General features: G+C 70.4%; 27 protein-coding genes and 3 pseudogenes. 13 read left to right on the forward strand and 17 right to left on the reverse strand.

The genetic code is table 11. The features are described from left to right. Nucleotides 1-129 precede the first annotated feature (129 nt). From ACIRA5_RS26150 to ACIRA5_RS26175, 6 genes are all read right to left on the reverse strand, one after another. Nucleotides 130-414 (reverse strand): hypothetical protein, encoded by a 285-nt coding sequence (locus ACIRA5_RS26150; RefSeq protein WP_403694182.1) that lies wholly within the window; start codon nucleotides 412-414, stop codon nucleotides 130-132. A gap of 652 nt (nucleotides 415-1066) precedes the next feature. After that, a complete protein-coding gene (locus ACIRA5_RS26155) occupies nucleotides 1067-1444 on the reverse strand; it encodes a DUF5134 domain-containing protein (protein ID WP_403694480.1) in 378 nt (125 codons plus the stop codon). A 34-nt stretch (nucleotides 1445-1478) separates the two neighbouring features. Further along, entirely contained in the window at nucleotides 1479-1886 is a 408-nt protein-coding gene (locus ACIRA5_RS26160; protein ID WP_403694183.1) for a copper resistance protein CopC, read from the reverse strand. A gap of 3 nt (nucleotides 1887-1889) precedes the next feature. Next, entirely contained in the window at nucleotides 1890-2075 is a 186-nt protein-coding gene (locus ACIRA5_RS26165) for a hypothetical protein (protein WP_403694185.1), read from the reverse strand. Next, nucleotides 2054-2644: a superoxide dismutase family protein gene (locus ACIRA5_RS26170; RefSeq protein ID WP_403694186.1), complete on the reverse strand. Its 591-nt coding sequence runs from the start codon at nucleotides 2642-2644 to the stop codon at nucleotides 2054-2056. Before ACIRA5_RS26170 ends, ACIRA5_RS26165 begins: the two co-directional genes overlap by 22 nt. A gap of 253 nt (nucleotides 2645-2897) precedes the next feature. Further along, the gene (locus ACIRA5_RS26175; RefSeq protein WP_403694188.1) at nucleotides 2898-4169 is read right to left on the reverse strand and encodes an FAD-dependent monooxygenase; all 1272 of its coding nucleotides are present in this window, start codon (nucleotides 4167-4169) and stop codon (nucleotides 2898-2900) included. A gap of 62 nt (nucleotides 4170-4231) precedes the next feature. On the opposite strand from ACIRA5_RS26175, the gene ACIRA5_RS26180 reads away from it, so the two are divergent. The 4 genes from ACIRA5_RS26180 to ACIRA5_RS26195 all read left to right on the forward strand — a co-directional run bounded on the left by ACIRA5_RS26180 (nucleotide 4232) and on the right by ACIRA5_RS26195 (nucleotide 6654). Beyond that, nucleotides 4232-4528, forward strand: coding sequence for a hypothetical protein (locus ACIRA5_RS26180; protein WP_403694189.1), 297 nt, complete (start codon nucleotides 4232-4234; stop codon nucleotides 4526-4528). Between the two features lie 100 nt (nucleotides 4529-4628). After that, entirely contained in the window at nucleotides 4629-4874 is a 246-nt protein-coding gene (locus ACIRA5_RS26185) for a hypothetical protein (RefSeq protein ID WP_403694191.1), read from the forward strand. 161 nt (nucleotides 4875-5035) lie between these two features. Further along, nucleotides 5036-5800 (forward strand): DUF4142 domain-containing protein, encoded by a 765-nt coding sequence (locus ACIRA5_RS26190; protein ID WP_403694194.1) that lies wholly within the window; start codon nucleotides 5036-5038, stop codon nucleotides 5798-5800. Between the two features lie 113 nt (nucleotides 5801-5913). Beyond that, nucleotides 5914-6654 (forward strand): DUF4142 domain-containing protein, encoded by a 741-nt coding sequence (locus tag ACIRA5_RS26195; protein WP_403694197.1) that lies wholly within the window; start codon nucleotides 5914-5916, stop codon nucleotides 6652-6654. A 24-nt stretch (nucleotides 6655-6678) separates the two neighbouring features. Here the strand turns inward: ACIRA5_RS26195 and ACIRA5_RS26200 are convergent, their stop codons facing one another. The 3 genes and pseudogenes from ACIRA5_RS26200 to ACIRA5_RS26210 all read right to left on the reverse strand — a co-directional run. Beyond that, nucleotides 6679-7326 (reverse strand): hypothetical protein, encoded by a 648-nt coding sequence (locus ACIRA5_RS26200; protein ID WP_403694200.1) that lies wholly within the window; start codon nucleotides 7324-7326, stop codon nucleotides 6679-6681. A 209-nt stretch (nucleotides 7327-7535) separates the two neighbouring features. Beyond that, nucleotides 7536-8075, reverse strand: coding sequence for a MarR family winged helix-turn-helix transcriptional regulator (locus ACIRA5_RS26205; RefSeq protein WP_403694203.1), 540 nt, complete (start codon nucleotides 8073-8075; stop codon nucleotides 7536-7538). Nucleotides 8076-8109: 34 nt separating this feature from the next. Next, a pseudogene (locus ACIRA5_RS26210) lies at nucleotides 8110-8478 on the reverse strand (PP2C family protein-serine/threonine phosphatase); the annotation flags it as partial. A gap of 4 nt (nucleotides 8479-8482) precedes the next feature. Here ACIRA5_RS26210 and ACIRA5_RS26215 point away from each other — a divergent pair. Then, nucleotides 8483-8746 (forward strand): annotated as a pseudogene (locus ACIRA5_RS26215) (SpoIIE family protein phosphatase); the annotation flags it as partial. Next, nucleotides 8744-8836 (forward strand): annotated as a pseudogene (locus ACIRA5_RS26220) (ATP-binding cassette domain-containing protein); the annotation flags it as partial. The pseudogenes ACIRA5_RS26215 and ACIRA5_RS26220, both read left to right, overlap by 3 nt. Before the next feature lie 39 nt (nucleotides 8837-8875). On the opposite strand, the gene ACIRA5_RS26225 reads toward ACIRA5_RS26220, so the two are convergent. Both ACIRA5_RS26225 and ACIRA5_RS26230 read right to left on the reverse strand, forming a co-directional pair. Further along, nucleotides 8876-9412, reverse strand: coding sequence for a MarR family winged helix-turn-helix transcriptional regulator (locus tag ACIRA5_RS26225; RefSeq protein WP_403694205.1), 537 nt, complete (start codon nucleotides 9410-9412; stop codon nucleotides 8876-8878). Nucleotides 9413-9963: 551 nt separating this feature from the next. Next, complete coding sequence (locus ACIRA5_RS26230) at nucleotides 9964-10470, reverse strand: MarR family winged helix-turn-helix transcriptional regulator (protein ID WP_403694207.1); 507 nt, start codon at nucleotides 10468-10470, stop codon at nucleotides 9964-9966. Nucleotides 10471-10616: 146 nt separating this feature from the next. Between ACIRA5_RS26230 and lgt the strand changes: the two genes are divergently transcribed. Then, nucleotides 10617-11501, forward strand: coding sequence for a prolipoprotein diacylglyceryl transferase (gene lgt, locus ACIRA5_RS26235; protein ID WP_403694210.1), 885 nt, complete (start codon nucleotides 10617-10619; stop codon nucleotides 11499-11501). A gap of 453 nt (nucleotides 11502-11954) precedes the next feature. Here the strand turns inward: lgt and ACIRA5_RS26240 are convergent, their stop codons facing one another. Next, on the reverse strand, nucleotides 11955-12164 hold the full coding sequence (locus ACIRA5_RS26240) for a hypothetical protein (RefSeq protein ID WP_403694212.1): 210 nt from the start codon (nucleotides 12162-12164) through the stop codon (nucleotides 11955-11957). A 453-nt stretch (nucleotides 12165-12617) separates the two neighbouring features. Here ACIRA5_RS26240 and ACIRA5_RS26245 point away from each other — a divergent pair, with 453 nt between their 5' ends. From ACIRA5_RS26245 to ACIRA5_RS26265, 5 genes are all read left to right on the forward strand, one after another. Beyond that, nucleotides 12618-12824: a three-helix bundle dimerization domain-containing protein gene (locus ACIRA5_RS26245; protein WP_403694214.1), complete on the forward strand. Its 207-nt coding sequence runs from the start codon at nucleotides 12618-12620 to the stop codon at nucleotides 12822-12824. 57 nt (nucleotides 12825-12881) lie between these two features. After that, nucleotides 12882-13430 (forward strand): GIY-YIG nuclease family protein, encoded by a 549-nt coding sequence (locus tag ACIRA5_RS26250; protein WP_403694217.1) that lies wholly within the window; start codon nucleotides 12882-12884, stop codon nucleotides 13428-13430. 451 nt (nucleotides 13431-13881) lie between these two features. Further along, nucleotides 13882-15144 (forward strand): EfeM/EfeO family lipoprotein, encoded by a 1263-nt coding sequence (locus ACIRA5_RS26255; protein ID WP_403694220.1) that lies wholly within the window; start codon nucleotides 13882-13884, stop codon nucleotides 15142-15144. After that, nucleotides 15141-16361, forward strand: coding sequence for an iron uptake transporter deferrochelatase/peroxidase subunit (efeB, locus tag ACIRA5_RS26260; protein ID WP_403694223.1), 1221 nt, complete (start codon nucleotides 15141-15143; stop codon nucleotides 16359-16361). The genes ACIRA5_RS26255 and efeB overlap by 4 nt, the downstream gene beginning before the upstream one ends. A 185-nt stretch (nucleotides 16362-16546) precedes the next feature. After that, nucleotides 16547-18439: a phospholipase C gene (locus tag ACIRA5_RS26265; protein WP_403694226.1), complete on the forward strand. Its 1893-nt coding sequence runs from the start codon at nucleotides 16547-16549 to the stop codon at nucleotides 18437-18439. Here ACIRA5_RS26265 and ACIRA5_RS26270 read toward each other — a convergent pair. The 5 genes from ACIRA5_RS26270 to ACIRA5_RS26290 all read right to left on the reverse strand — a co-directional run bounded on the left by ACIRA5_RS26270 (nucleotide 18360) and on the right by ACIRA5_RS26290 (nucleotide 22750). Continuing rightward, nucleotides 18360-18977: a class I SAM-dependent methyltransferase gene (locus tag ACIRA5_RS26270; protein WP_403694229.1), complete on the reverse strand. Its 618-nt coding sequence runs from the start codon at nucleotides 18975-18977 to the stop codon at nucleotides 18360-18362. The two genes, ACIRA5_RS26265 and ACIRA5_RS26270, sit on opposite strands and share 80 nt — an antisense overlap. 30 nt (nucleotides 18978-19007) lie before the next feature. Then, nucleotides 19008-20306, reverse strand: coding sequence for an SLC13 family permease (locus ACIRA5_RS26275; protein ID WP_403694232.1), 1299 nt, complete (start codon nucleotides 20304-20306; stop codon nucleotides 19008-19010). Next, entirely contained in the window at nucleotides 20303-21553 is a 1251-nt protein-coding gene (locus ACIRA5_RS26280) for a cation:proton antiporter (protein WP_403694235.1), read from the reverse strand. Before ACIRA5_RS26280 ends, ACIRA5_RS26275 begins: the two co-directional genes overlap by 4 nt. Before the next feature lie 178 nt (nucleotides 21554-21731). Then, entirely contained in the window at nucleotides 21732-22196 is a 465-nt protein-coding gene (locus ACIRA5_RS26285) for a CBS domain-containing protein (protein ID WP_393025728.1), read from the reverse strand. A 191-nt stretch (nucleotides 22197-22387) separates the two neighbouring features. After that, entirely contained in the window at nucleotides 22388-22750 is a 363-nt protein-coding gene (locus tag ACIRA5_RS26290; protein ID WP_403694238.1) for a hypothetical protein, read from the reverse strand. Between the two features lie 327 nt (nucleotides 22751-23077). On the opposite strand from ACIRA5_RS26290, the gene ACIRA5_RS26295 reads away from it, so the two are divergent. Further along, nucleotides 23078-23644, forward strand: coding sequence for a MaoC family dehydratase (locus ACIRA5_RS26295; protein WP_403694241.1), 567 nt, complete (start codon nucleotides 23078-23080; stop codon nucleotides 23642-23644). The last annotated feature ends 23 nt before the right edge of the window (nucleotides 23645-23667 follow it).

Raw genomic sequence — 23667 nt, forward strand, 5'->3', positions numbered from 1 at the left:
GGGCATCACGGCACCCGCACACCGGCCGGGTGGGCAACGTGGCCGACGAGAGAGCCCATGAGGACGACCCCGGACTTGGCGTCTGCGTCACCGATCTCTGCGGGCTGTTCTGCGGGAACAGGTCGGGTGTCAGTGGGCGCCGGGAGATTCGGGCAGGTTGAACCGCGCCGCCAGGTCCGGGTGGACGGAACCCCCGCGAGGGAGGAAGGCGGACAGCTGACCCGGGCTGAGCAGATCCAGATGCAGCGGCTCACCGAGTCGGAACCCGTAGCCGGTGGTGTCAGGGACCTCGAAGAGGCTGCGCTCGGCGGGAATGGGCCCGCATCCGTGGACGATGACGGAACGGCCCTCGTGTGAGGGCAGTAGCACAGTCCCCCAGCCGGCGAACGTCCACAGTTCTCCAGGAGCGGACATCGTCCCGCTGTTATGGAGCTGCCAATGCTGGGATGGCCAGGTATCGACACGCTCGGCCGCCTGCTCGGCACAAGTTGAGATGGGCGAAGACGGATGCGAAGGCAAGGTCCTTCCGGCTGTCCGCGGGCAGCATCTGCTCGATGTCGAGAGCATCATCGACGGTACGTACGATCAGTGCCGTCCCGGCGCGGGGTGACCGGCCGGTTTCTTCACGGCTTTCATCCTGTCATGACGCTCGTTTGGGGGAGTCGAGAGGAAGCGCGGGCCGGCGTGCTGAAACGTGCGGGCGGGTGCCGGCTGTGCACGGTCTCTCAGGTGAGCCCGCCGGGCTTGTCCCTGACCCTGGCCGGAACGCGGTCACCGCCTGTCGCGATCACGGCCTCGGCCGGCTGGTCGTGGATGGGCGGCGTCGCAGCCGACTCGCAGGGGGCGGTCGTCGGCCGAGGAGCGCTGCGGGGCAGGAGCGAGCGTACGAGGAACAACGTGCCGACGCGGCAGTCCCGCACCCACCGCTACCGGCAACGAGCCTTGCCGGAGGCGCGGACGGACTGCGCGGCCGGCGACGGCGACCCGCGCAGGGAACTCGCAGGCACCGGAACGGCCCGAAGCTCCCCGCGCAGGCGATCATTCGCACCCCGCCGAGCGGCGCGGTTCAGAGGAGCAGCACGAACATCAGGGCCATCCCCAGAGCCATGGCCGCATGACAGGCCGGCGACCACGCGTCGGCCCTGATGTCCGCCACCGGCCCAGGCCCGGTCGCGGGCAGGGCGCGGGCGGCGTCGAAGGCGCGGGCCAGCCAGCGCAGCGTGAAGGCCAGCAGGACGAGGGCCAGCACGGCCGCTGTCAGCTTGCGTCCGGTGCCGACGAGGCTCATGGTGGCCAGGCCCCCGCCCGCCGACATGTCCATTCCCGCCATGGCGTGCCCGGCCCCGCCCGATCCCTGCCCCGCGGTCATGTCACCGGAGTCCATGACGGCGACCATCCACGCCATGGCTCCCATCATCACGCCATGGAACAGCGCGCCGAGCAGCGACCTGAGGCGGAAGCCGCCGTCGGCACGCCGTTCACCCGGTCACGGCGTCACCGCCTCCCACGGTCGCAGGGCCTCGCCGCTTCCTGCGCACGACCAGCACTCCGACCACAGCTGTCAGCACGGCCGTCGCGGCCGAGGCACCGACGACAGCGGTCCCCTGCCGCTCCAGGAAGCCGCTCGCCTGCTCCTGCGGTGGACTCGGCAGCCGTCGGCCTCGGCACGCCGCGGGCACCGGCGCCGCTTTCGTGCCCTCCGCCACCTGGAACAGGAAGCGGTGGGTCTGCGCGTCGCCGTCAGCCGCCAGCACCGTGTAGGTGATGGAGTCGACTCCGGCCGGCCGCCCCCGCACGGCCGCGCACACGGTGGAGCCCGGGACCACGACGGGTTCGCCGACGGGCACCGGTTCGCCGTCGGGTCCGGCCGCGGAGACCTTGGGCACGGTTCACTTCAGGAGGGTTCCGAAGGTCAGCGCGATGACCTGGGTGTCGGACCCGACCTTGGCCCCGGGAGCCGGGGATGCCGACCGCAGGGCGGTGTGGGCGTAGGCCGGCGTACCGCCGGCGGAGAAGAACGCGCACGCGGCCGCGCAGAGCACGGCCGGTGCCCTCAGAAGTCGAAGTCCGCGCATGCGATGCGGTTGTCGAGAGCGTCGCTGGGGTGGACCACGATGGCGACCGCGCCCTTGCCGGTCTTGCGGTCGTTGTTCACCGTGGTCATCCCGATGCCCTTCGTGTCTGCCTTGAAGGCCAGGTGCACCTCGTTGGGCGGCATGGCGGGGCCGCCCTTGACGAACTGGAAGTGCTCGCCGCCGTTGTCGGCCGCGCAGTGCTGGGCGTGCAGATGCGCCATGTAGGAGGCCCCGGGCTGAAGTCCCGTCAGTTTCACCGTGACGGTCGTGCCCTTCGGCCCCTGCGCGAGCCACGCCGTTCCCTTGACGTGGTCCAGTCCCGGCGGCCGGGTGTCCAGCAGCTTGAACGTGCCCTCGACCACGGTGGCGTGAGGCATCTGGTAGGCGGGCGTGGCCGAGGGGTCGCCCATCGCCATGCCGGACATGTTGTCCATCTTCGGAAGAGCGGGCTCGCCGTGCTCCCATTCGCAGCCGCACCGGTGCTTCACGACCTTACGTCCGTAGTCCAGGGCGCGGACCAGTGCGATGTCCTCGTCGTCACCGCACAACGGGCACATGGCCAAACCCATGGCACCCCCACTGCGCGGTGTCCGTGCCGCCCGCGGTCCGGCGTGTCCCCTGGCCCGAGGGCCGCATGGTGACATCCGGCTCGGGCAGGCGGACGTGGGAGCGGGCGTGGCAGGCTGTTTCGCCTCCCTCTGGTGGGCCCCGGTGAACGTTCGGATGCGGGAGGTCTGCGAGCAGTCGGCAGTCGGCGGCTTCCAGGGCCTCGCGCAGCCGGGCGGTGACAACGCGCAGGCCGGGACTGGGACTTGATGACATCTAACTCTCCGCCCGACGGGTCTGCTCGCCGGAACTCTTCGCCGCCTGCGCATGTGTGCCGCGATACGGGCGCTGTACGCTCATGTCCGGAGTTCCCGCCCAGGCCGGTACCGAGGCGAGTTGGCGCAAGTACGGTCGTTGCCGGCCCGCGAGTGTCGTGCCCGCGATGCGGCTCGCTCCGGGCAGGCCGACAGACCGCAGGCGCAGTTGCCGGGCCGACGCGGGGATGAACCAGCGGGCGGCTCTGCGGGCGGATCGCTGCCTGCGCGTGATGACCGGCCGCCAGAGTCGTTCATATCCGGCGAGCGCCTCCTCGATGCCGCGGGTTCCGGCGAGCTGGTCGGCCAGGACGTAGGCTCCGGCGATCGCCAGCGAGGCGCCCTGTGCGGCGAGCAGGGACACGGCGTGGCAGGCGTCACCGACCAGGACGACCCGCCCGCGACTCCAGCACGGCAGGTCGGTCTGGGCGACCTGGTCGTAGTAGATCCGTGAGGGCGGCGGACAGTTGGCGAGGGCTCGGGGAACCAGCCAGCCGACCGAGCCGTACTCGCGGCGAAGAGCGGCCCGGGTGTCGTCGGGCAGGCGGGGTTCGGTGGCGTGGTGCACGGCGAACGCGGCGACCCGGCCGTCCCGCAGGGCGTAGAGGCCCATCTGTCTGCCGACGGTGTCGGTGAGGCAGAACCGGTCTCCGAGTTCGGCGTGCGCGGCGGGGTCGTCGAAGGTGAACGCGGCTGTGTGGTAACCCAGATACCGTACGTACCGCTGTTCCTCGCCGAAGGCCAGAGCCCGCACGGTGGAATGGATGCCGTCGGCCCCGACAAGGAGGTCGGCGTCGAGGCTGCTGCCGTCGGTGAGCGTGACGCGGACGCCGTGGGCGTCGGTGTCGACGCGCGCCGGGCCGACACCGAAGCGCAGGCCCACGGCGAAGGACAGCCGCTCCCGCAGGGCGAGTTCGAGGTCGGGCCGCATGATGCTCAGCAGGCGCCCCTTCAGGGACCGGGCGAACCGGTCGTACCCGAGCCGGGCACGGCACCGGCCGTCGTCGTCGACGAACGCCGCCCCGGAGACCGGATAGCTCAGTTCCTCCAGCCAGGGCAGCACACCCATGGCCTCGGCCGCTTCGTAGCCCGGGCCGAAGAAGTCGATCATGTATCCCTCGGTGCGCGGTCCTGGCGCCTTCTCGACGACCACGACCTCCCAGCCGAGTACGTTGTGCAGCCGGCCGGCGAGCGACAGCCCGGCGATACCGGCTCCGCAGATCACTGCCTTCATCGGTGTGCATCGCCTCTTCCACGCCCGGGGCACTCACGCACTCACCCTCCCACTTTTGCATTATGCAAAACTTAGGCGCAAGAAGACCTCGAACGGCCGACCGCAGGAGCCAGTGGCCTTTCCCCCGTTCGAGCCAGGGCGTCCCCGTCGCCGAGGCCCTGGCGGAGGAACCGGAGGCGGCCCCGGCCCGGGTCGGCCAGCTCGCCGAACCGCCCGTCCCGGTCACCGCCGACCAGTCCCTGCACACCCTGCCGACAGCCGCGGGCACCGGCCTGCCGGTCCTCGACCCGGCGCTGAGCAAACCGGTCGGCCGGCTCAGTCACCAGAGCGCGCTGCGCACGGTGCACGCGACGGCCTGAGGGCACGGCTACGGAGCTCCGGCCTGATCCCCTTCAATTTTGCATTGTGCAAAAATGGATACAGGGGCCCCGAAGGACACATCGCTCCAGGGAGGTGGCCATGCACACCGAACACGTCCGGCGCGCCTACTCGTTCGTGTGCCTCGACTGCGGACACGGCTGGGAAGACACCTACGACATCGACGTGACCGTGGACGACCAGGCGCGGATCATCGCCGCCTACCACCTCGACGGAAAGGCCGTGCGGTCACCGCTGCAGTCACCTCGCTGCCCCGCCTGCGAGCGCGGCAAGATCCGCATCATGCGGCCGGGGCGGGTGGCGACGGCGCACCTCTACGAGAGGTGACGGCGACCCAGCCATACCGCCAACCGCCCAGCCGACGGGAAGGGACGGATGCGACCCCTCCCATTTGGCATCATGCAATCTTTACCTTGAACAAAGGTTCTTTTGCGCTTCGCACGCGTACCTGCTGACGACGCCCACTCCGTCCCGCATCGGGAGGCACCGTGCCCATCTCGCGCAACACGATCGGAACCACCGTCGTCGGCGGAGCCCTGAGCCTGACCCTCGCCGCCCTCGCCTACCCGAGCATGCTCGGGGTACAGAACACGGCCTCCAACCAGTCCCGGATCATCGCCAACACCCAGTGGGGGCCGCTCACCGAGGCCGACCGCAACTTCGTCGTCTTCGTGCGCTCCGCCGGGCTCTGGGAGGGCCCCTCAGGGGACCTGGCCATGAAGAAGGGCACGACCACGGCCGTACGCGAGGCAGGGCGGCACCTGGTCATCGGGCACGCCGCGCTCGACGCAAGCTGCCGCAAGATCGCCCCCGAGCTGAACATCACCATCCCCAACCAGCCCACTCCCCAGCAGCAGGGCTTCCTGGCGACGTTCCAGTCGGACACGGGCAAGCAGTTCGACACCGACTTCGCCAACACCCTGCGCGTCACCCACGGCTCGATCTTCAACACCATCGCCAAGATCCGCTCCACGACCGAGAACACCCTCGTGCGCCAACTGGCCGACCAGGCCAACGACGTCGTCCTGGACCACATCACGCAGATGGAGAACACCGGACTGATCAACTTCGACCAGGTCAACTTCCAGGAGACGACCCCGCCGAAACTTCCGTCCGCCCAGGTCACGCCACCTGTGCCGCAGCCGGGCGCACCCATGGTCGCGCTCGCCGTGCCTCCCGGACTGTCGACCCAGGGAGTGCCGACGGGCCCGACCACGTCCCCCTCCCCCTCGGCGTCCCCGACCGCGGGATGACCCCGCCACAACGAACCTGTGTGGCAGCGTGCAAGTTTTACCTTGCGCAATGATTGGTCGGCGTGACTCCTACGTACCTCTTGACGAACACTTTGCTCGAGTCAGGAGGCATCATGCCCATTGCCCGCAACACGATCGGAACCCTCGTCGTCGGCGGAGCGCTCACCGCCACACTGGCCGCACTCGCCTACCCGAGCATGCTCGGCGTCCAGACCACGGCCTCCAATCCCTCCCGGATCATCGCCAACACCCAGTGGGGGCCGCTCACCGAGGCCGACCGCGACTTCGTCGTCAAGGTCCGCTCCGCCGGGCTCTGGGAGTACCCACTGGGCGAACTGACGCTGGAGAAGGGCTCGACACCGGAGATGAAGGAAGCGGGCAAGCATCTGATCGTCGGTCACGCGGGGCTGGACGACCTGTGCCGCAAGATCGCACCCATGCTGAACATCACCCTGCCCAACCAGGCCACCCCGCAACAGCAGCAGTTCGTGGCGACCTCGGCGGCCCAGTCGGGGCGGCAGTTCGACTCGACGGCCGCCAACATCATGCGCGTGACCCACGGCCAGATCTTCCCGACCATCGCCAAGATCCGCGCGAGCACCACCAACACCCTGGTGCGCTCGCTCGCCGACCTGGCCAACGACACCGTCCTGGACCACATCACGGTCCTGGAGAAGACCGGAGTGGTCAACTTCGACCAGGTCAACTTCCAGCAGACCACCCCGCCGAAGCTGCCCAAGGACCAGGTCACCCCGCCCGCCCCGCAGCCCGGCACCCCGGTCGTCGCCCTCACCCCGCGTCCCGACCTGGGTGTCAACACCGCGTCACCCACGCCCAGTCCGACGGCGGGCTGATCAGCCGCGCACGACATCCCCCCGTCAGGACGGGGCCGGAGACGGGGAGATCCGGTGGGAGCGGACGACGGCGACCAGGCTCACGGCGACCAGGGCGGCGGCCCACGGGGCCAGATCGCGGGCCGCCCCCGTCACCCCGCTCCCTGTCCCGGCGCCCCGCTGCGGCACCCGCCCCAGCGGGTCGTAGACGACGGCCAGCACGTCCCCGGGCCGGGTCGTCCGCTCGCAGCCGCGCCAGATGCGGACCTTCAGGGGCAGACCCTCGGCGTCCGTGACCGAGCACAGGTACCGGCCTCGTCCGCCGCCCGTTCCCCGGCCGTTCTCGACCGACGTCACCACCGCGGACTCGACCTGTCCCCGCTGGGCCAGCACCACGCCGGCGGCGGCCTGCGGGACCTGGAGGGCGAGACACACGCCGAGTACCGCCGCGATGCCGACCAACGCGCGTCCGGCTCCCACACACCGGAGATACAGCGCAAGGGTCACCGCACACACCAGCCCGGCCTCACCGTCGGCCAGCGAGGGCCGACCCGCCCAGGCCCCGAAGAGCGCCGTGCCGACGATCGCCCCGACTCCGAGAGTCCCGGCGAGGATCCCCTCGCCCACCAGCCGCCGCGGCGGCCGCCCGACGAACTCCGCGGGCCCCCACACGGTGGTCCGCAGATGCGCCATCAGGTGTGGCTCAACGACGGACGAGGGCCGATGTCTTCGACGCACGCCTGTCACACCTCCGCGTCCTTCCCCGCTGCCGCTCAGCGGCCTGTCCGTGCCGCAGCCGACGGCAAAGCCCTCGTCCCCGGTTTCCTTGCATCATGCAAAATCTAGCAAGCCGTGGATAGGGACGACCGTGACGCGTTGAAGACCAGTCGGGCAGAGGGAGGTCAGGCGTCGTGCGCCAGCGCACCGTCCACGATCCAGCCGAGCGGATGCGGTTCGGGATCGTGGACGGCGGGCGCCGCCGGGGGCTCTCCTCCCGCCCGGTTGAAGGCACCCAGGGCCTCGATGAGCGCGAGGCGCTGCGTGGGGCCGAGCCGGGCGACGATCGCCGCGATCTCGGAACGGCGCCGGGCGGTGACGTCCTCGACCGTGCACCGCCCCTCCTCGGTGAGCTGCAGCAGGGTCTCGCGACGGTTGTCGGGGTTGGTCTGCCGGTCGGCGAGTCCGGCCGCGATGAGCCGGTCGACCATCCGCATCGCCGTCGACGGCGCCACCTGGAGCAGGTCGGCGAGCACCACGAGTTTGGTGGCCCCCCGGGTGGCCAGCACGACCAGCATCCGGAACTGCGGAAGGGTCACCGCCTCCTCGACCTCCGCGAGGGAACGGGCAGACACCGCCACCAGCAGGCGGGAGGCGGTCAGCACCGCCCGGGTCACCGCGTCGACGTCGTCCATGGCCCCCGCGGGGTTCTCACGCTCCGGCATACGTCCTTTCTACCGTGCCGACGTCGGTGCCCTCTCACGCGATGGGAACAGATTTTCCTTCCCCATGACCGTGATAGCGCAGCAGCAGCATCGCGGCGTCGTCGTGCAGCGGTCCGGCGGCATGCCGCACCAGGTCCTCGCGCAGTGCCTCCAGCGCCCGGTCGGCGTCGGGCTCCTTGAGCAGGTCCGCCCGGTCGCCGAGGGGATAGAAGCAGCCGCTCTCGTCCCGGGTCTCGGTGACGCCGTCGGTGTACAGCAGCAGCTGGTCGCCGGGGGCGAAGGCCACCCGATAGGGCTGGGGCCGGTCGCCGCCGTGAGCGCCCAGCCCCAGCGGGAGGGCGTACGCGGGCGGCTGCGGAAAGTCGGCGCCGCCGTCCTGTCGTACGACCATCGGGGCCGGATGGCGCGGGATCCGGGTGATCGTGGGGGATGTGCAGGGCAAAGGGCCGGCCGCGGTGGAGACGGCGGCCGTGGTGCTCGGCGCCTTCCGGGAGGCGGCCCACGATGAACCCGATCTGGTGGGGCTGGGCGAGCGACTGGAGCGCTTTGCCGAGATCGGATCCGGTCACGAGGTTGTCGCAGGACGGGGCGCTTGCCGTAGGACTTGTGGAGGTTTCGGGCCTGGAAGTGTGGCGCGAGAGCTGGAGGGTGAGAAGTTCGTCACCGCCGTGCGCGGCGCCGACCTCACGGTCGCCGCCGGCCAGCTCGTCGCCGTCGTCGGCGAGAACGGCGCCGGCAAGTCGACCCTGCTGAAGCTCCTGGCCGGCACCCTGCCCGCCGACCGCGGCGAGACCGTGCCGTCAGGCGTCACGTACCGCCGGGACGTCCACCACCCAGCCCAGCGGATGCGGTTCCGGCTCCTCCAGCGCCGACGCGAGAGGTTCTCCGCCCGCCTCGTTGAAGGCGGTCAGCGCCTCGATGAGCGCCAACCGCTGCGTGGGCGAAAGCCGCGCCACGATCGCGGCGATCTCAGCGCGGCGCCGGGCGGTGACGTCCTCGACGGTGCGCCGTCCCTCCTCGGTGACCCGCAGCAGGGTCTCGCGGCGGTTGAGGGGATTGGCCTGCCGGTCAGCGAGTCCCGCCGCGATCAACCGGTCGACCATGCGCATCGCCGTCGAGGGAGCCACCTGCAGCAGGTCGGCGAGCACGACCAGCTTCGTGTCTCCGCGGGTGGCCAGCACGACCAGCATCCGGAACTGCGGCAGCGTCACCCCCTCCTCCACCTCGGCGAGGGAACGGGCGGAGACCGCCACCAGCAGCCGGGACGCGGTCAGCACCGCTCGGGTGACCGCATCGACATCGTCCATCGCCCAGGTGGGGGTCTCGTGCTCCGGCATGTGTCCTTTCTACCGTGCCGAAGCCCCTGCCCTCTCACGTGATGGGAACAGATTTTCCTCCCCCGTGACCGTGATGGCGCAAGAGGAGCATCGCAGCGTCGTCGTGCGGAGGGCGCCGACATCATGGCCCGCTACGCCGACCACCACCCGCGCACAGCCGGTCACCCGTGCGCATGATGTGCGCCTTCAACGCCGGGCGTTCCGATCCCGCGATCTTCGACAGCCCTGACGGGAGAAGCTCAACCGCGCGGTCAGCCGTGACACGGTCCTACCTGTCGTCGAACGGCACTTCGCCGCCGTCGTGGCTTCCCTCGACGGGACCGAGAAGCAGACCGCGGAAAGCCTGGCGAGGGTAACTGGCAGCAAAGAGGCCCAGCTCCGGCGCTTCGCCTACAACCCGCTGCCAGGCCGACCGGCGGTCGCCGGCTTCAGGCCCGGCCTGCTCCGCCCGGCGCCCCAATTCGTCTGGCGCAAGGCGACCCCTGTCGGCGTCGACCACGCGGGGGCTTCTCGAACGCGTTGACCCTGGCCCGGCGGCCGGGTCTCGTTCGTCAGCCTGACGCCGAGCCGTCTTCCAGCTTGCCCAGCCTCTCAGCGAGCTGGAAGAAGGCTGGCAGCGCGCCTGCGATGGCCGCGCGTGCGCTGTCGTCGAGGGCTGCAAGAGCCGTGTCCATACGGCGTTCGTGCGCGGCGGTCCAGGCGGCGAGCTGTTCGCGGCCGGCGTCGGTGAGGGTGACGACGGAGGCGCGGCGGTCGGCCCGATCGACCTCGCGGGCGACGAGCCCCGCTGTGATCATCTGGCCGATCAGCCCGCTGACGGTGCTGGGAGCCAGACGCTGGCGGGTGGCCAGGTCGCTGATCCGGGCGGGCGAGTACTCGCCGAGCACCTGCAGCAGCTCGACCTGCGCCATCGGGAGGGTCTCCCACGGGTAGTCCGTGCGGATCGAGGCCCGCAGGGCGCGGCGCAGCCGGGTGACGGCCTCGGTCAGCAGCCGGGCGTCCGACGCCTCAGCGGTGGGCCGGGACAGAGGAACTTCGGAGCGGGGCTGCACGGACATGGGGCAAGGGTAGCCGGATCACCCCTGTACACCCGTTCGTCCCGCACGACGTCCGCACGCCAATTACTTCGGTTGCCGATGTATTGTCGTGCGGGTCGTCCCCGGTCAGTGGGCCGGGGCTTTGCGCGTGCAGAACGGTCGAGCTCATGAACCTGGCGTACCTGCCGAGCCCTTCCCAGGGCGTCTGGCATCTGGGACCGGTGCCGATCCGCGCGTACGCGCTGTGCATCCTGGCCGGCATCTTCACCGCCGTGTGGTTCACCGGCCGGCGCTGGGAGGCCCGGGGCGGGCGGCGGGAGGACATCGCGGACATCGCGATCTGGGCGGTGCCGTTCGGCATCCTCGGCGGCCGCCTCTACCACGTGATCACCGACCCCGAGCTGTACTTCGCGGCCGGCAAGCAGCCCCTGCACGCCCTGTATATCTGGGACGGCGGCCTGGGTATCCCCGGCGCCGTCGCCCTCGGGGCCGTGGGCGCCTGGCTGGGCTGCCGCCGCCGCGGCATCCGCCTGGCCGACTTCGCCGACACCGCCGCCCCCGGCCTGGTGCTGGCCCAGGCGATCGGCCGTTGGGGCAACTACTTCAACCAGGAACTGTTCGGCCGCCCCACCCACCTGCCCTGGGCGCTGTACATCGACCCGGCCAACCGCCCCGCCGACAGCCCCACCGTCGCCCTCTACCACCCGACATTCCTGTACGAGTCGCTGTGGGACCTCGGTGTGATGGCACTGCTCCTGTGGCTCGACCGCCACCACCACGCACGCCTGCGCCGCGGCCGGCTGTTCGCCTGCTACGTCCTCGCCTACACCACCGGGCGGGCCTGGATCGAGGCGCTGCGTATCGACCACGCCAACAGCTTCCTGGGCCTGCGGCTGAACGACTACGTCTCCCTGCTGCTGTTCACCGGCGCGCTGGCGTACCTGATCGCCACCCGGCGCCCGCGCCCGGACGATGACGCGCCGTACCGGTCCGCGGACGACGCGGAGGCAGTGGACGTGCCGGCCGAGGCGTCCGGCGGGAAGCGGTCGTGACGGTCGTCCCAGGCGCAGGATCACGCGCCGCGGCCGGGCGGCCGTCTCGGACCCCGCGCATCGGTCCACTGCTGCCCGCCCGCCTGCGTCGGCTTCAGCGGCCCCGACTGTAGGGGGAACTGGCCTTCACGGCGCTGGGCTACTGGGCCTGTACCCTCACTCGCAACGCCGTGCCCGCCCACCGCGGCGCCGCCCTGCACCGCGCCCGGTGGATCCTGCACACCGAACACGATCTGCACCTGAACATCGAGCCATGTTGACCAGTCCGCCGCCGGTGCCGGAGCTGCGCGCGGGGACCGCCCCCATGATCAGCGTGTTGTTGGCCGGCGTGAACGTACCCGGCCCCACCCCGGTCAGTACCAGCACGGGCACCAGCCAGAACGCGGTCAGCGGCACCACCAGCAGCGCGGACGCCGCCGCGGTGAAGACGGCAGAGCCGAGCAGACAAAACACTCAGCGCCGGCCCAGGATGGACACCACCGCCCCGCCCACCGTCGGCCCCAGCGCCTGCGCGGCGGCCTGCACCTCGAGCGCCGCCCGGATCCGCTCCCGCGGGGCGCTCGTGGTCACCAGCGCCACGCTGTTGGCCTGCATCAGCGCCGCCCCGGCCGCCTGTACGACCCGGAAGACGACGAGCGCGGGCAGCGAGGGGCCACCCCGCACGCGGCGGAAGCCAGCGTGAACACGGCGAACCCGTACAGCTTCAGCAGCTTGCGGCCATGGGCATCCACCAGCCGCCGACGAGGCAGGGAACTCGGCGCGCAGGCCGCCGTAGGTCAAGGTCACGATGCTCGCGTCCAGCTGCCCCACGGACGCCCGGAAGCACACCGTCCCCCACCGCCAGCCACCAGGTGTCGGGGCGCGACCGTATGCCCTGCGGGCAGGCCCGTTCCCGGGTGAGGACGGCGGGCCGCCGGTTCCTGGAGCGGCGGGGCGTCATTTGCGTGACCATGACCGACGCATTACATCGGACACAGAACTATTCTGCTACCGTCCCGTTTCGGGGCCCGCGGCACCACCGTCGACGCCGCCAACCGGGCGGCAGAGGAGTGTCCAACCGGTGCCGCCGCGGGCCCTGTCCGCAGCCCGAGAGCCCCGATACCGCGAGGGGGAGTCATGCTGATCGAACCGGACGAGGATGTCGCCATCCGGCGCGTCACCGAACACCTCAAGACCTCACACCGCGACGGCCACGCACCCGAGGAGATCGAAGCCGCAATCGCCACGGCCTACGCGTCCTTCGAGGCCCTGCCGATCCGGACGTACGTCCCCGTCCTCGTGGAACGCCAGGCTCGCCGCATCCTCAGCGAGCATTCCGGCTGAACATCGGTGACGTCTGAAGCCCCGCCGGCTCGGCTCCCTGCAGCCCAGGGTGCACCCATGCCCGACGACGCCATCCTCAGGCAGGCCGAAGCCGACCTGCTCTCCACGCCACACACAATGGGCGCCGCGGCCGCCGCCCTGCCCACCACGGTGGGCCTGTACGCCTGGTGGGCGCCGCCCGAGGTGCCGGCTTCCTTCGACGGGCCTGCCAGTTCGGGCGATCCCGCGAAGCGGCTTCTGTACCTGGGCAAGGCCACCCGGCTTCGGTCCCGCATCGCCGGCAACCATCTCAGGGACTCCGGCCGCTCCACCCTGCGCCGCACACTGGCCGGACTCCTCATGGCAGACGAGGGCTACCGCACCGTGTGGACCGACCGCGTCGTCCTCGCCCCTGCACACGAGCAGCGCCTCACCGAGTGGATGCACCGGCATCTCGCCGTCACCTGGAGCGAGCGCCCCGATCCCGCCCCGCTGGAGACGGCGCTCATCTCCCGACTGCGCCCGCCGCTCAACGTCGTCGGAACCGAGCACGGCACCACGCGAGAACGCGTCGAGCGGGCACGGGCCCTCTACTACGCCAGCGCCGGGCCCCGCCCGGACAAGTGACCCACGCACCTGGGGAGAGACAGCCGTCCTGGCGGAGGACACCGCGCCGACGACACCAGGAGCCATGACGGCGACCGGCTGCTGGGCGAGGACGAGACACGGTTCGTGCGAGCCAATGTCGCGTACGTCGTCGCCCAGGTGCTCGGCAGCCAGGCCCTCGGCTTCGACACACGAGTCCGCCGACACGTGCGGCACCCCCACCCCACCGGCGGACGCGGGAACACGGCCATCGGCGCGGGCCCGGCAGGGACAAGTACGGGCGCCGCGTGCGCCCCGCACCGCCGCCGGCCGGCCGAACAGGCCGTGGCTGGGCCGGACGGCCCAGTGAACTGCGGACGAATTCTGGCTATTGGTCTGGTCAGAACGTGGCCGGGGAGGCGGTTTCGCCCCTGTGACGTGCCTAGGATCATCGGCGCCGCCTCGTGCGTACGACTTTCTCTGGAGGACCGGCGTGCCCGAATCCCCATCCGACGCCGGCACCGAACCCGACCCCATACCTACGCCGCCCAGCCGTGCCGTCCGGCGGCGTACGGTACTGATCGGGGTCGGCGCCCTGGTGGCGGCGGCAGCCGTCGGTGCCGGCCTGCTGGCGGCCGGGAGTTCCGGCGGGAGCGGGCATCAGACACGCACGGCCGGCGGTCTGCGGCACACCGCCGTCGAGGTGACGCCCGCCGGATGCGGACACGGCTGGACCCGTCCGGCACCCGGCCGGCAGGTCTTCGATATGCGCAACACCTCGAGTACGGCAGCCGAGGTGTATCTGACCGACGCGAAGACGGGCGCGGTCTACGGCGAGGTCGAGGGGCTCGCTCCGGGCACCGTCCGCCCGATGCGGGTGACCCTCGGCAACGGCTCGTACGCCTTCAAGTGCCTGCCCGACGACGCCGACGCCGTGACCGGCCCGACCGTGCGGATCACCGGAGGCGGAACGGTGAAGAGCGGCCCGGCCGCCGTCCCGGTGACGCAGCAGGACCTCATCCCGCCCACCCTCGCCTACCAGAAGTGGATCCAGGCCCGCACCGTCGAACTCGCGAAGAAGACCGACGCGTTGCGCGACGCCGTCGACCGTGAGGACCTTACGGCGGCCCGCGCAGACTGGTTGCCCGCGCATCTGGTGTACGAGCGGATGGGCGCCGCCTACGGCACCTTCGGCGATGCCGACGCGGCGATCAACGGCACCACCGCGGGGCTGTCCGGCGGGGTCCACGACCCGGGCTTCGCCGGGTTCCACCGCGTCGAGCACGGCCTGTGGCACGGCGAGTCGGCGAGCAGCCTGCGCGGCCCCGTCGACCGGCTCGCCAAAGCCGTACACGCGCTGCGCGACAGCTGGCCCGACCAGCGGATCGACCCGGCCGACGTCGGGTTGCGCGCGCACGAAATCGTGGAGAACACCGTGCAGTTCGAGCTGACCGGCCGCACCGACTACGGCAGCGGCACCAACCTGGCCACCGCCCGCGCCAACCTCGACGGCACCCGGGAACTGCTCACCCGCCTGCGCCCGCTGCTCAAGAGCCGTGCCTTTGGGCTGGCCGGCCTCGACTCCTCGATGAACCGTGCTCAGCACACGCTCGACGCCTTCGACCACGGCGACCGCTGGACGCCGCTGGCCCAACTCACCCGTACGCAGCGGGAGAAGGTCGACGCGGACATCGGCGGACTGGTCGAGCGACTGGCCGACGTGGCCGCCCTCACGGACGTACGGAGGACCGCGTGAAGCGCGTGAACGAGGTCGGGCGCCGGGGTTTCCTGACGAGCGCCGCGGCCGTCGCCGGTGCCGGGCTCGTGGCCGCCGACCACGGTGCCGCGTCCGCCGCGCCGTCCAGCGCGGGCGCGAGCGTGGCCTTCCACGGCCGCCACCAGGCCGGCATCATCACCCCGGCACAGGGTGCCACGGCGTTCGTGTCGTTCGACACCATCGCCGAGAATCGCGCCGAACTCGCCGACCTGCTGCGCTCGTTGACCGACCGGGCCCGTTTCCTGACCGCCGGCGGCAGCCCCGACGAGTTGGGCATCACGGCCCCGCCCGCAGACTCCGGCACTCTGGGCCCCACTCTCCCGGCTGACGCGCTGACGGTCACGGTCGGCGTGGGCGCCTCGCTCTTCGACGAGCGTTACGGCCTCGCGGACCGCAGGCCGCGCCGGCTCACCGCCATGCCGTCGTTCCCCGACGACGACCTGAACGCCGACTGGTGCCACGGCGATCTGAGCGTGCAGTTCTGCGCAGGCAACCCGGACACCGTGCTGCACGCCCTGCGCGACGTCGCCCGGCGCACCAGGGGCGGCCTGCAGGTGCGCTGGCGGATGGACGGCTTCGTCAGCCCGCCCCGCCCTTCCGGTACCCCACGCAACCACCTGGGCTTCAAGGACGGCACCGCCAACCCCGACGTGCGGGACGCCCGCGTGATGGACCGTCTGGTGTGGGTGGGGGCGGACAGCGGCGAGCCCGCCTGGGCGACCGGCGGCAGCTATCAGGCCGTACGCCTCATCCGGATGCTGGTGGAGTTCTGGGACCGTGTCTCGATCACCGAGCAGGAGCGGATGTTCGGCCGCGCCCGCGACACCGGCGCGCCCCTGGACGGGCGGCACGAGAAGGACGTCCCCCAGTACGCACAGGATCCCAAGGGCGACATCATCCCGCTGGACAGCCACATCCGGCTGGCCAACCCGCGCACGTCCGCCACCACGGACCAGCTCATCCTGCGCCGCGGCTACAACTACGACCGGGGCATGGACAGCAACGGCAACCTCGACATGGGCCTGCTGTTCTGCAGCTACCAGCAGGATCTGGCCCGGCAGTTCGAGACCGTGCAGAAGCGGCTGGCCGGCGAGCCGCTGGTCGACTACATCACCCCGTTCGGCGGCGGCTACTTCTTCGCCCTGCCCGGCGTGCGGGACACCTCCGACTGGCTGGGACGCACCCTGCTGGCCTGATCCCGCCGGCCGACGCGGGTCAAGAAAGGGCTAAAAGGCCATGAGCATTTCCTGACCGTACGTTCGCTCGCCTGTCATTGCCGCTCCCCCGCCCCGCCGTCACCATTGCCCAGGATCCGGCCGTAGACGTCTTGGCCACGGATGACGTGGCAGCGGAACTCGGTGCTCTCGGAAGGCGAGACAGCATGATCGGCACAGGAAGAATCCACGGCGCGCGGCACCGGTTGACGCGCGTCGGCGCCCTCCTCGGCGCCGCCGCCCTGGCCACGGCAGGCGGAGCCGTCCCCGCGGCGGCGAACTCCGGGCACGGCGGTCACGGCCACTCCGGCACGCACACCTCCACACCGATCAAGCACGTGGTGGTGATCTACGACGAGAACATCTCGTTCGACCACTACTTCGCCACGTACCCCAAGGCCGCCAACACCGACGGCACCACCTTCAAGGCGGCCAAGCACACGCCCAAGGCGGACAACCTCGCCAACGCCGGGCTGTTGACGAAGAACCCGAACCTCTACGCTCCCAAGCGGCTGGCCAGTTCGCAGGCCATGACCTGCGACCAGAACCACTCCTACGGTCCCGAGCAGTACGCGGCCGACGGTGGCAAGGCCGACAAGTACGTCGAGAACACCGAGGTCAACAAGTGCACCGGGCTCTTCGGTGAACCCGGCCTGGTGATGGACTACTACGACGGCAACACCGTCACCGGCCTGTGGAACTACGCCCAGCAGTACGCGATGAGCGACAACTCGTTCAGCTCGGTCTACGGCCCCTCCACGCCCGGCGCCCTCAACCTGATCTCGGGCCAGACCCACGGCGTGATCTCCGTCGACCCGGCCTCCGGCACCGAGAACCCGAAGCAGACAACGACCCCGGACTCGTACACCGTCGTCTCCCCGAACGCCAAGGGCGTCGGAACGGTCATCAACGACCCCGACCCGGCCTACGACGACTGCGCGGACAAGGACCACACCGCCACCAACGCGCTCGCGGTCATGCAGGGCAAGAACATCGGTGACCTGCTCAGCACCAAGGGCGTGTCCTGGGGTTGGTTCCAGGGCGGCTTCCGGCCGTCCACTGCCTGGGACGGCAAGAGCGGCGACTACGCGAAGTGCGCCGGTACCACCCACACCAACGTCGGCGGCGCGGCCGTGGAGGACTACAGCCCCCACCACAACCCGTTCGCCTACTACAAGTCGACGGCCAACCCGCACCACCTGGCTCCCAAGAGCGTCGCCGAGATCGGACACGCCGGCCGGGCCAACCACAACTACGACCTGACCGACTTCGACGCGACCCTCAAGGCCGGCAACCTCCCCGCGGTCAGCTTCCTCAAGGCGGGCGAGTACCAGGACGGCCACGCCGCCTACTCCGACCCGATCGACGAGCAGCACTTCCTGGTCAAGGAGATCAACGCGCTGCAGAAGTCCCCGGAGTGGAAGTCCACCGCGGTCGTGGTCGCCTACGACGACTCCGACGGCTGGTACGACCACGTCACCTCGAAGGCGCTCAACGGCTCCAAGGACTCCACCGTCGGCTCCAACGGCAAGGCCCTCGACAGCCCCGCCTGCCAGTCCGGCCCGGCCGCCACGGGCGGCTACGCGGACCGCTGCGGCCCCGGCACCCGGCAGCCGCTGATGGTCATCTCGCCCTACAGCAAGGTCAACAAGGTCAACCACACCGCGACCGAGCAGGCGTCGATCACCAAGTTCATCGAGGACAACTGGTCGACCGGCCGGATCGGTGACGCCTCCTTCGACCAGCGCGCGGGCAGCCTGACCGGCATGTTCGACTTCCGGCACCCCAACAACAAGCAGGTGCTGCTGAACTCGGACGGCTCGGTCAAGTCGGTGAAGCGGATCCCGCACTACAGCCAGACGGCCACGTCCGCCTCCTCCGCCGCCTACCCGCCCTACGTCCAGGACCTCAAGGCGCAGAACGTCGCCGACAGCAGCACCGCCGCCCCGGCCCTGCCGATCGCCATCGGAGCCGGCCTCCTCACCGCCGGAGCGGTGACCACCGCGTTCGCACTGCACCGCCGCCGCAACCGCAGCTCGGGCACGACCGCGGCCATGTGAGCGACCGCCGATCGACGAACAGATGCGCGTGCTCGGTTGCGCACCCGAGCGCGTCGATGGGACGGCCCCGGGACCCGCACAGGTCCCGGGGCCGTCCCATCGGGACCGGGTCGGCGAGGAAGTGCACGGCGAACCCGCCGTGTTCGTGGATGCCGTCGCCATGGGCGGTGCCCGTGCCGTAGTGGGCGTCTGCGGTGTGGCGGACCGTGCAGACGAACCCACCGCCCGGGCGCGAGACTCGCCGGACCTCGCCGACCAGGGCGTGAATCTCCTTGGTGGACAGGGCCATACACAGGAGCATGTGCGCGAAGACCGCGTCCATGCACGCGTCGGCCAGGAGCAGCGGATCGCGCACGTCGCGCACCGTGGTGCGCACGTTCCGGGACAACCCGGCCTTCCGGGCGGAGGCGGTGAGCTGAGCAAGGCCGGTGGCACTGAAGTCGGTCGCGTGGACGGCGAAGCCCTCGCCTGCGAGGTACAGCGCGTCGCGGCCGTGCCCGGCGCCCAGCTCCAGGACGTCCCTGGCTCCGGCAGACACGCGACCGTACGCCGCACGATCGGCCGCGAGTCAGCCGAAGGCGAAGTAGCGCAGCCACACGTAGCCGAGGGAGATCGTCACGGTGACGGCGGTGACGATCAGGCCGTACTTGGTGAACTGCCAGAAGGTGATGGGCTGGCGGTTGCGTTCGGCGATACCGAGGACGACGACGTTCGCGGAGGCGCCGATCGCGGTGGCGTTGCCGCCCAGGTCGGCGCCGAGGGCGAGGGCCCACCACATGACGTGGTCGCTGCCGCCACCCATGTTGTGCACGAGATCGCTGGTGATGGGCGCCATGGTGGCGACGTACGGGATGTTGTCGACGACGCCTGACAGCACCGCCGAGGCGCCCAACAGGGTCAGGGAGCCGCCGAGTTCGTTGGTGCCGATGGCGTCGGCCAGCGCCTTGGAGACCTCGTCGATCACACCGGTGTCGATCAGGCCCCCGATCATGATGAACAGGCCGGCGAAGAAGGCGAGGGTGGGCCACTCGACCTCGGCCAGGACCTCGCTCGTGTCGACGGTGGAGACGGCGACGAGCAGTCCGGCGCCGAGCAGGGCGACGATGCTCGGCTCGTAGTGCAGCACCGGGTGCAGGACGAAACCGGCGACCACCAGGGCGAGCACGATCAGGCCCTGGATCAGCAGGCGCGGGTCCTTGATGGCCTCGCGTTCCTCCAGGGCCATGATCTCGGCGGCGCGGTCCTCGTCGTACACGAACGCCTTGCGGAACATCACCCGGCACAGCACGACAAGGACGACGACCAGCACCGCGGACAGCGGGGCGAGGTGGACCAGGAAGTCGTTGAAGGTCAGGCCGGCCCGGCTGGCGATGATGATGTTCGGTGGGTCGCCGACCAGGGTCGCGGTGCCGCCGATGTTCGAGGCGAACACCTCGGCGATCAGGAACGGCGCGGCGGGCAGCGCGAGACGCTCGCACACCAGCAGGGTCACCGGGGCGATCAGCAGGACCGTGGTGACGTTGTCGAGGAGGGCGGAGGCGACCGCGGTGATGACGACGAGCATGGCCATCACCCGGAAGGGCTTGGCCTTCGCCTTCTTCACGGACCAGATGGCCAGGTACTCGAACATGCCGGTCTTCTTCAGCACGCCGACGATCATCATCATGCCCATCAGCAGGAAGATGACGTTCCAGTCGATGCCGGAGTCCTCGGAGTAGAACGCCGAGACGTCGTCGGTCGCCCCGATCGCCAGCATCAGGCCCGCGCCGCCCAGGGCCACGGCGACGCGGTGGATCTTCTCGCTGATGATCAGGGCGTACGCGCCGACGAACACGACGATCGCCGCCCAGCTGTGCCAGTCGTTCACGTTTCTCCGGTTCCTCCGAGCGGTTGCAGAGCTTTGCTCCCGGTGTCGTCCCCAGCGGGTCCGTCCGGGATACCCGCCAGGTCCTCGATGTCGAAGGCGCGGGCGATCGGCACGTCGGTGGAGCTGTGCGCGATGATCGAGAAGGCGACGCACACCGCGATCAGCGTGAACGCCTCCTCTGCCTGCGGGATGCCGGACTGGAGAACGAGCAGCCCGTACACCACGGAGGCGAAGCCCTTGGGGCCGAACCAGGCCGCCACCAGCTTCTCCTGGCGCGAGATCCGGGTGCCGAGCAGCGAGAGCAGCAACGAGGCCGGACGGATCAGGAAGATCGCCAGGATCACCGCCGCGTAGCCGCTCCACGACAGGTCCCCGAACAGCCGCGGAGTCAGCAGCGCGCCGAAGACCAGCAGCGCAGCGAACTTCGCGAGCTCCGCCAGTGCCTCGCCGAGCGGCTCGAAGGACGCCTTCGCCTCCGGTGAGGTGTGTGCGAGGACCGCGCCTGCGGAGAACGCCGCCAGGTAGGGGTTGGCGTGCGTGAGATGGCAGGTCGCGTACAGGATGATGCCCGTCGCCAGCGGCAGCAGCGGCTGCAGCTTGGGCTCCGCGCCCAGCAACCGGAAGCGGACCAGTCCGTTGACGAAGAGCGGCAGCAGGACGCCGAAGGCCAGGCCCAGCACGAGTTCCAGGAAGATGGTGGAGCCGGAGGCGTCCGCGCTGCCCGCGGTCGGGCCGGCCGCGGCGATCAGAACGAGGACGACCGGGAGGGCGAGTCCGTCGTTGATGCCGCTCTCCACGTTCAGCAGTTGTCGCAGTTTGGCCGGGACCTCGGCACGTCCGACGATCGCCGAGGCGAACACCGGGTCGGTCGGCGCGAGGACCGCGCCCACCAGGAACGACGTCGTCCAGTCCAGGCCCACCAGGTAGTGGGTGACGAGCGCCATGAAGACGAACGCGAGCGGCATGCCCAGGCCCAGGGCGCGCGCCGGGTGCCTCCAGTTGGCGCGCAGCTTGGGCAGCGAGACGTGCATGCCGTCCGTGAACAGCACCGCGAACAGGGCGAGGTCGGCGGTGACGGACACGATCTCACTGTCCGGGGTGATGTGGATCAACCCGAGGAAACCGTCACTGACGAGCGCGCCGCCCACCAGGAACAGGAAGGACGTGGAGAGCACGGTGCGTGCCGCCAGGCCCGACAACAGCACCGCCACCAGCAGCGCGGCCCCGAACACCACCACGAGCACCATGCTGAACGCCCCGATCGGAAGAGAGAGTGATCCCCTGCTCGCCGACCAGGCTTCCCGGCACACCGCTGGGAACCTTACAGGCCCTTGACGCGTCTCTAACAGATTCTTGGCGAGCACCTTGAGGGCCGTCAGGTTGCCGGATTCCGGCAACCTGACGGTTCACTCGTGACGGTGGCCGTCAGCACGCCGCGGCGGCGAGCAGCCGCTCCAGCAGGTGCGAGGCGGTGATGACTCCGAGCAGCCGCGTACCGCTCTTGTCCTTGTCGACCACGGCCACCAACGGGCTGCGGACCTGTGCCATCTGGGCCGCGACCTCCAGTGCGGTGTCGTCCGGGGCGGCGATGGCGGGCGGCGGCGCGGTCTTCGACAGACAGTCGCGGACCTTGCGTCCCGCCAGCGCCTCGCACAGCCGGTCGGCGTGGCGCTCGTCGACGACCGCCGCGAGCGTGGGGTCCTCCACGACGTACCCCGGCACCAGGATCTTGATCATCTGGGAAGCGGGCAGGATCGCCTTCGGCGCGCCCCGCTCGTCCAGTACCAGAAGGGCGGGCAGCCGGTGTTCGGCCATCAATCGTGCGGCGTCCAGGGCGTCGCTGTCGACACCGACCGTCTCGTACTCCACCGCCAAGTCACGCGCACGCACCCTCGGCTCCCGTCTCGCTCTCGACCCACCGGCAGACACGGCCACGAGGACGTGCCACCAGGCCGGCACTTCGAACGATACAACCGGCCTGCCCATATGGAGTGTGCCCGAGGACCGGCCTATCGCTGCCCGAGGGAGACGCGCCGCCGTGGACCAGATGATCGGTTCCAAGGGTAGGTGGTCGTAGGCGGTCAGTGAGCGAAGGACGGGTTGCCCGGTGTGGTCGTTGTGCCGGATCGCGGCGGTCCGCGCGAGGCGACGAGGCCCGGTTCGGCCGCGAGGGGGTTCAGCGGAGTCTCGCGCTCGTCGAGCGGAGTCTCGCGCTCGTCGGCCTTGGCTCCCGTCAGGGCGACGGCGAGGGGCACGCCATGGAGCGTGCACACCAGGCGCAGCCGATGGCCCCAGAAGAAGCGGCCGTGGCTGGCGCAGTACCCGTACGCTGCCCATCCGGCCAGGTCGGAGGGTTTGACGGTCACGCGTGAGCGGCCGTACCCCACCGACGTGGAGTGCACGATCCACACGTCGCCGCTCCAGACGGAGGTGTCGGTGGCCACCAGCCGGGTGGGGCCTGGCGGAGCAACCCGGCGCCTTGCGCAGGCGCATGGTGCAGCCGGGCCGCTTGGGCAGGCACGGGAAGAGATGCCGCAGGTGAAAGCGGGCGTGGCGGAGCCACGTGGCCTCGGATGTGAAGCCGAGCGTGGCCTGCATCAGCGCGAGCGTGGCCAGTTCGGCATCGGTGAGCTTCGAGGTGATCCCCACGGCCGGCCGCCACGATGTGCGATGAGGCGAGTCCTTCAGCAGGTCGTGAGTTCTCACGTAAAGTGCGGTCGCGAGGGAGTCCAGCTCTGTCTCCACATGGCGACGTCGGGTTCCATCGCCCCATGCGCGCGCCTGAACCATCGATCACCTGGAGCTGCCCCGGCCAGCGACGAAGACAGGTGAGATTGCGAACCGTGATGACGACATCGGTGACTCCAGCCAGCGACTTCGCCAAGCCGATCGACGACCGCTACTTCGAGGACTACATCCCTGGCTCGGTCCACACATACGGCAGCATCACCGTCACCGAGGAGGAGATCCTCGAATTCAGTCGGCGTTTCGACACGCAGAGCTTCCATACCGACCCCGTGGCTGCCGAGCGCGGACCGTTCAAAGGTCTGATCGCCAGCGGGTGGCACACCACGGCGGTGATGATGCGGCTCTACGCGGATCACTACCTCAGCAAGGTGGCGAGTCTGGCGTCCCCCGGTATCGACGAGCTGCGCTGGCTCCAGCCGGTCAGGCCGGGCGACGCCCTGTCGATCCGCGCCACGGTGAAGCAGGCCCGTGCCTCCCGGTCCAAGTCTGACCGGGGGCTGGTACACACGTGGGTCGAGGTGCTCAACCAGCGGGAGGAAGCCGTCATGACGCTGACGATCATGAACATTCTGCGTCGTCGGCAGGAATAGGCGCATCACTCGGTGGGCGAGCA

Origin of the sequence: Streptomyces sp. NPDC096311, from assembly GCF_044763085.1 — a bacterium.
Lineage (GTDB): Bacteria > Actinomycetota > Actinomycetes > Streptomycetales > Streptomycetaceae > Streptomyces.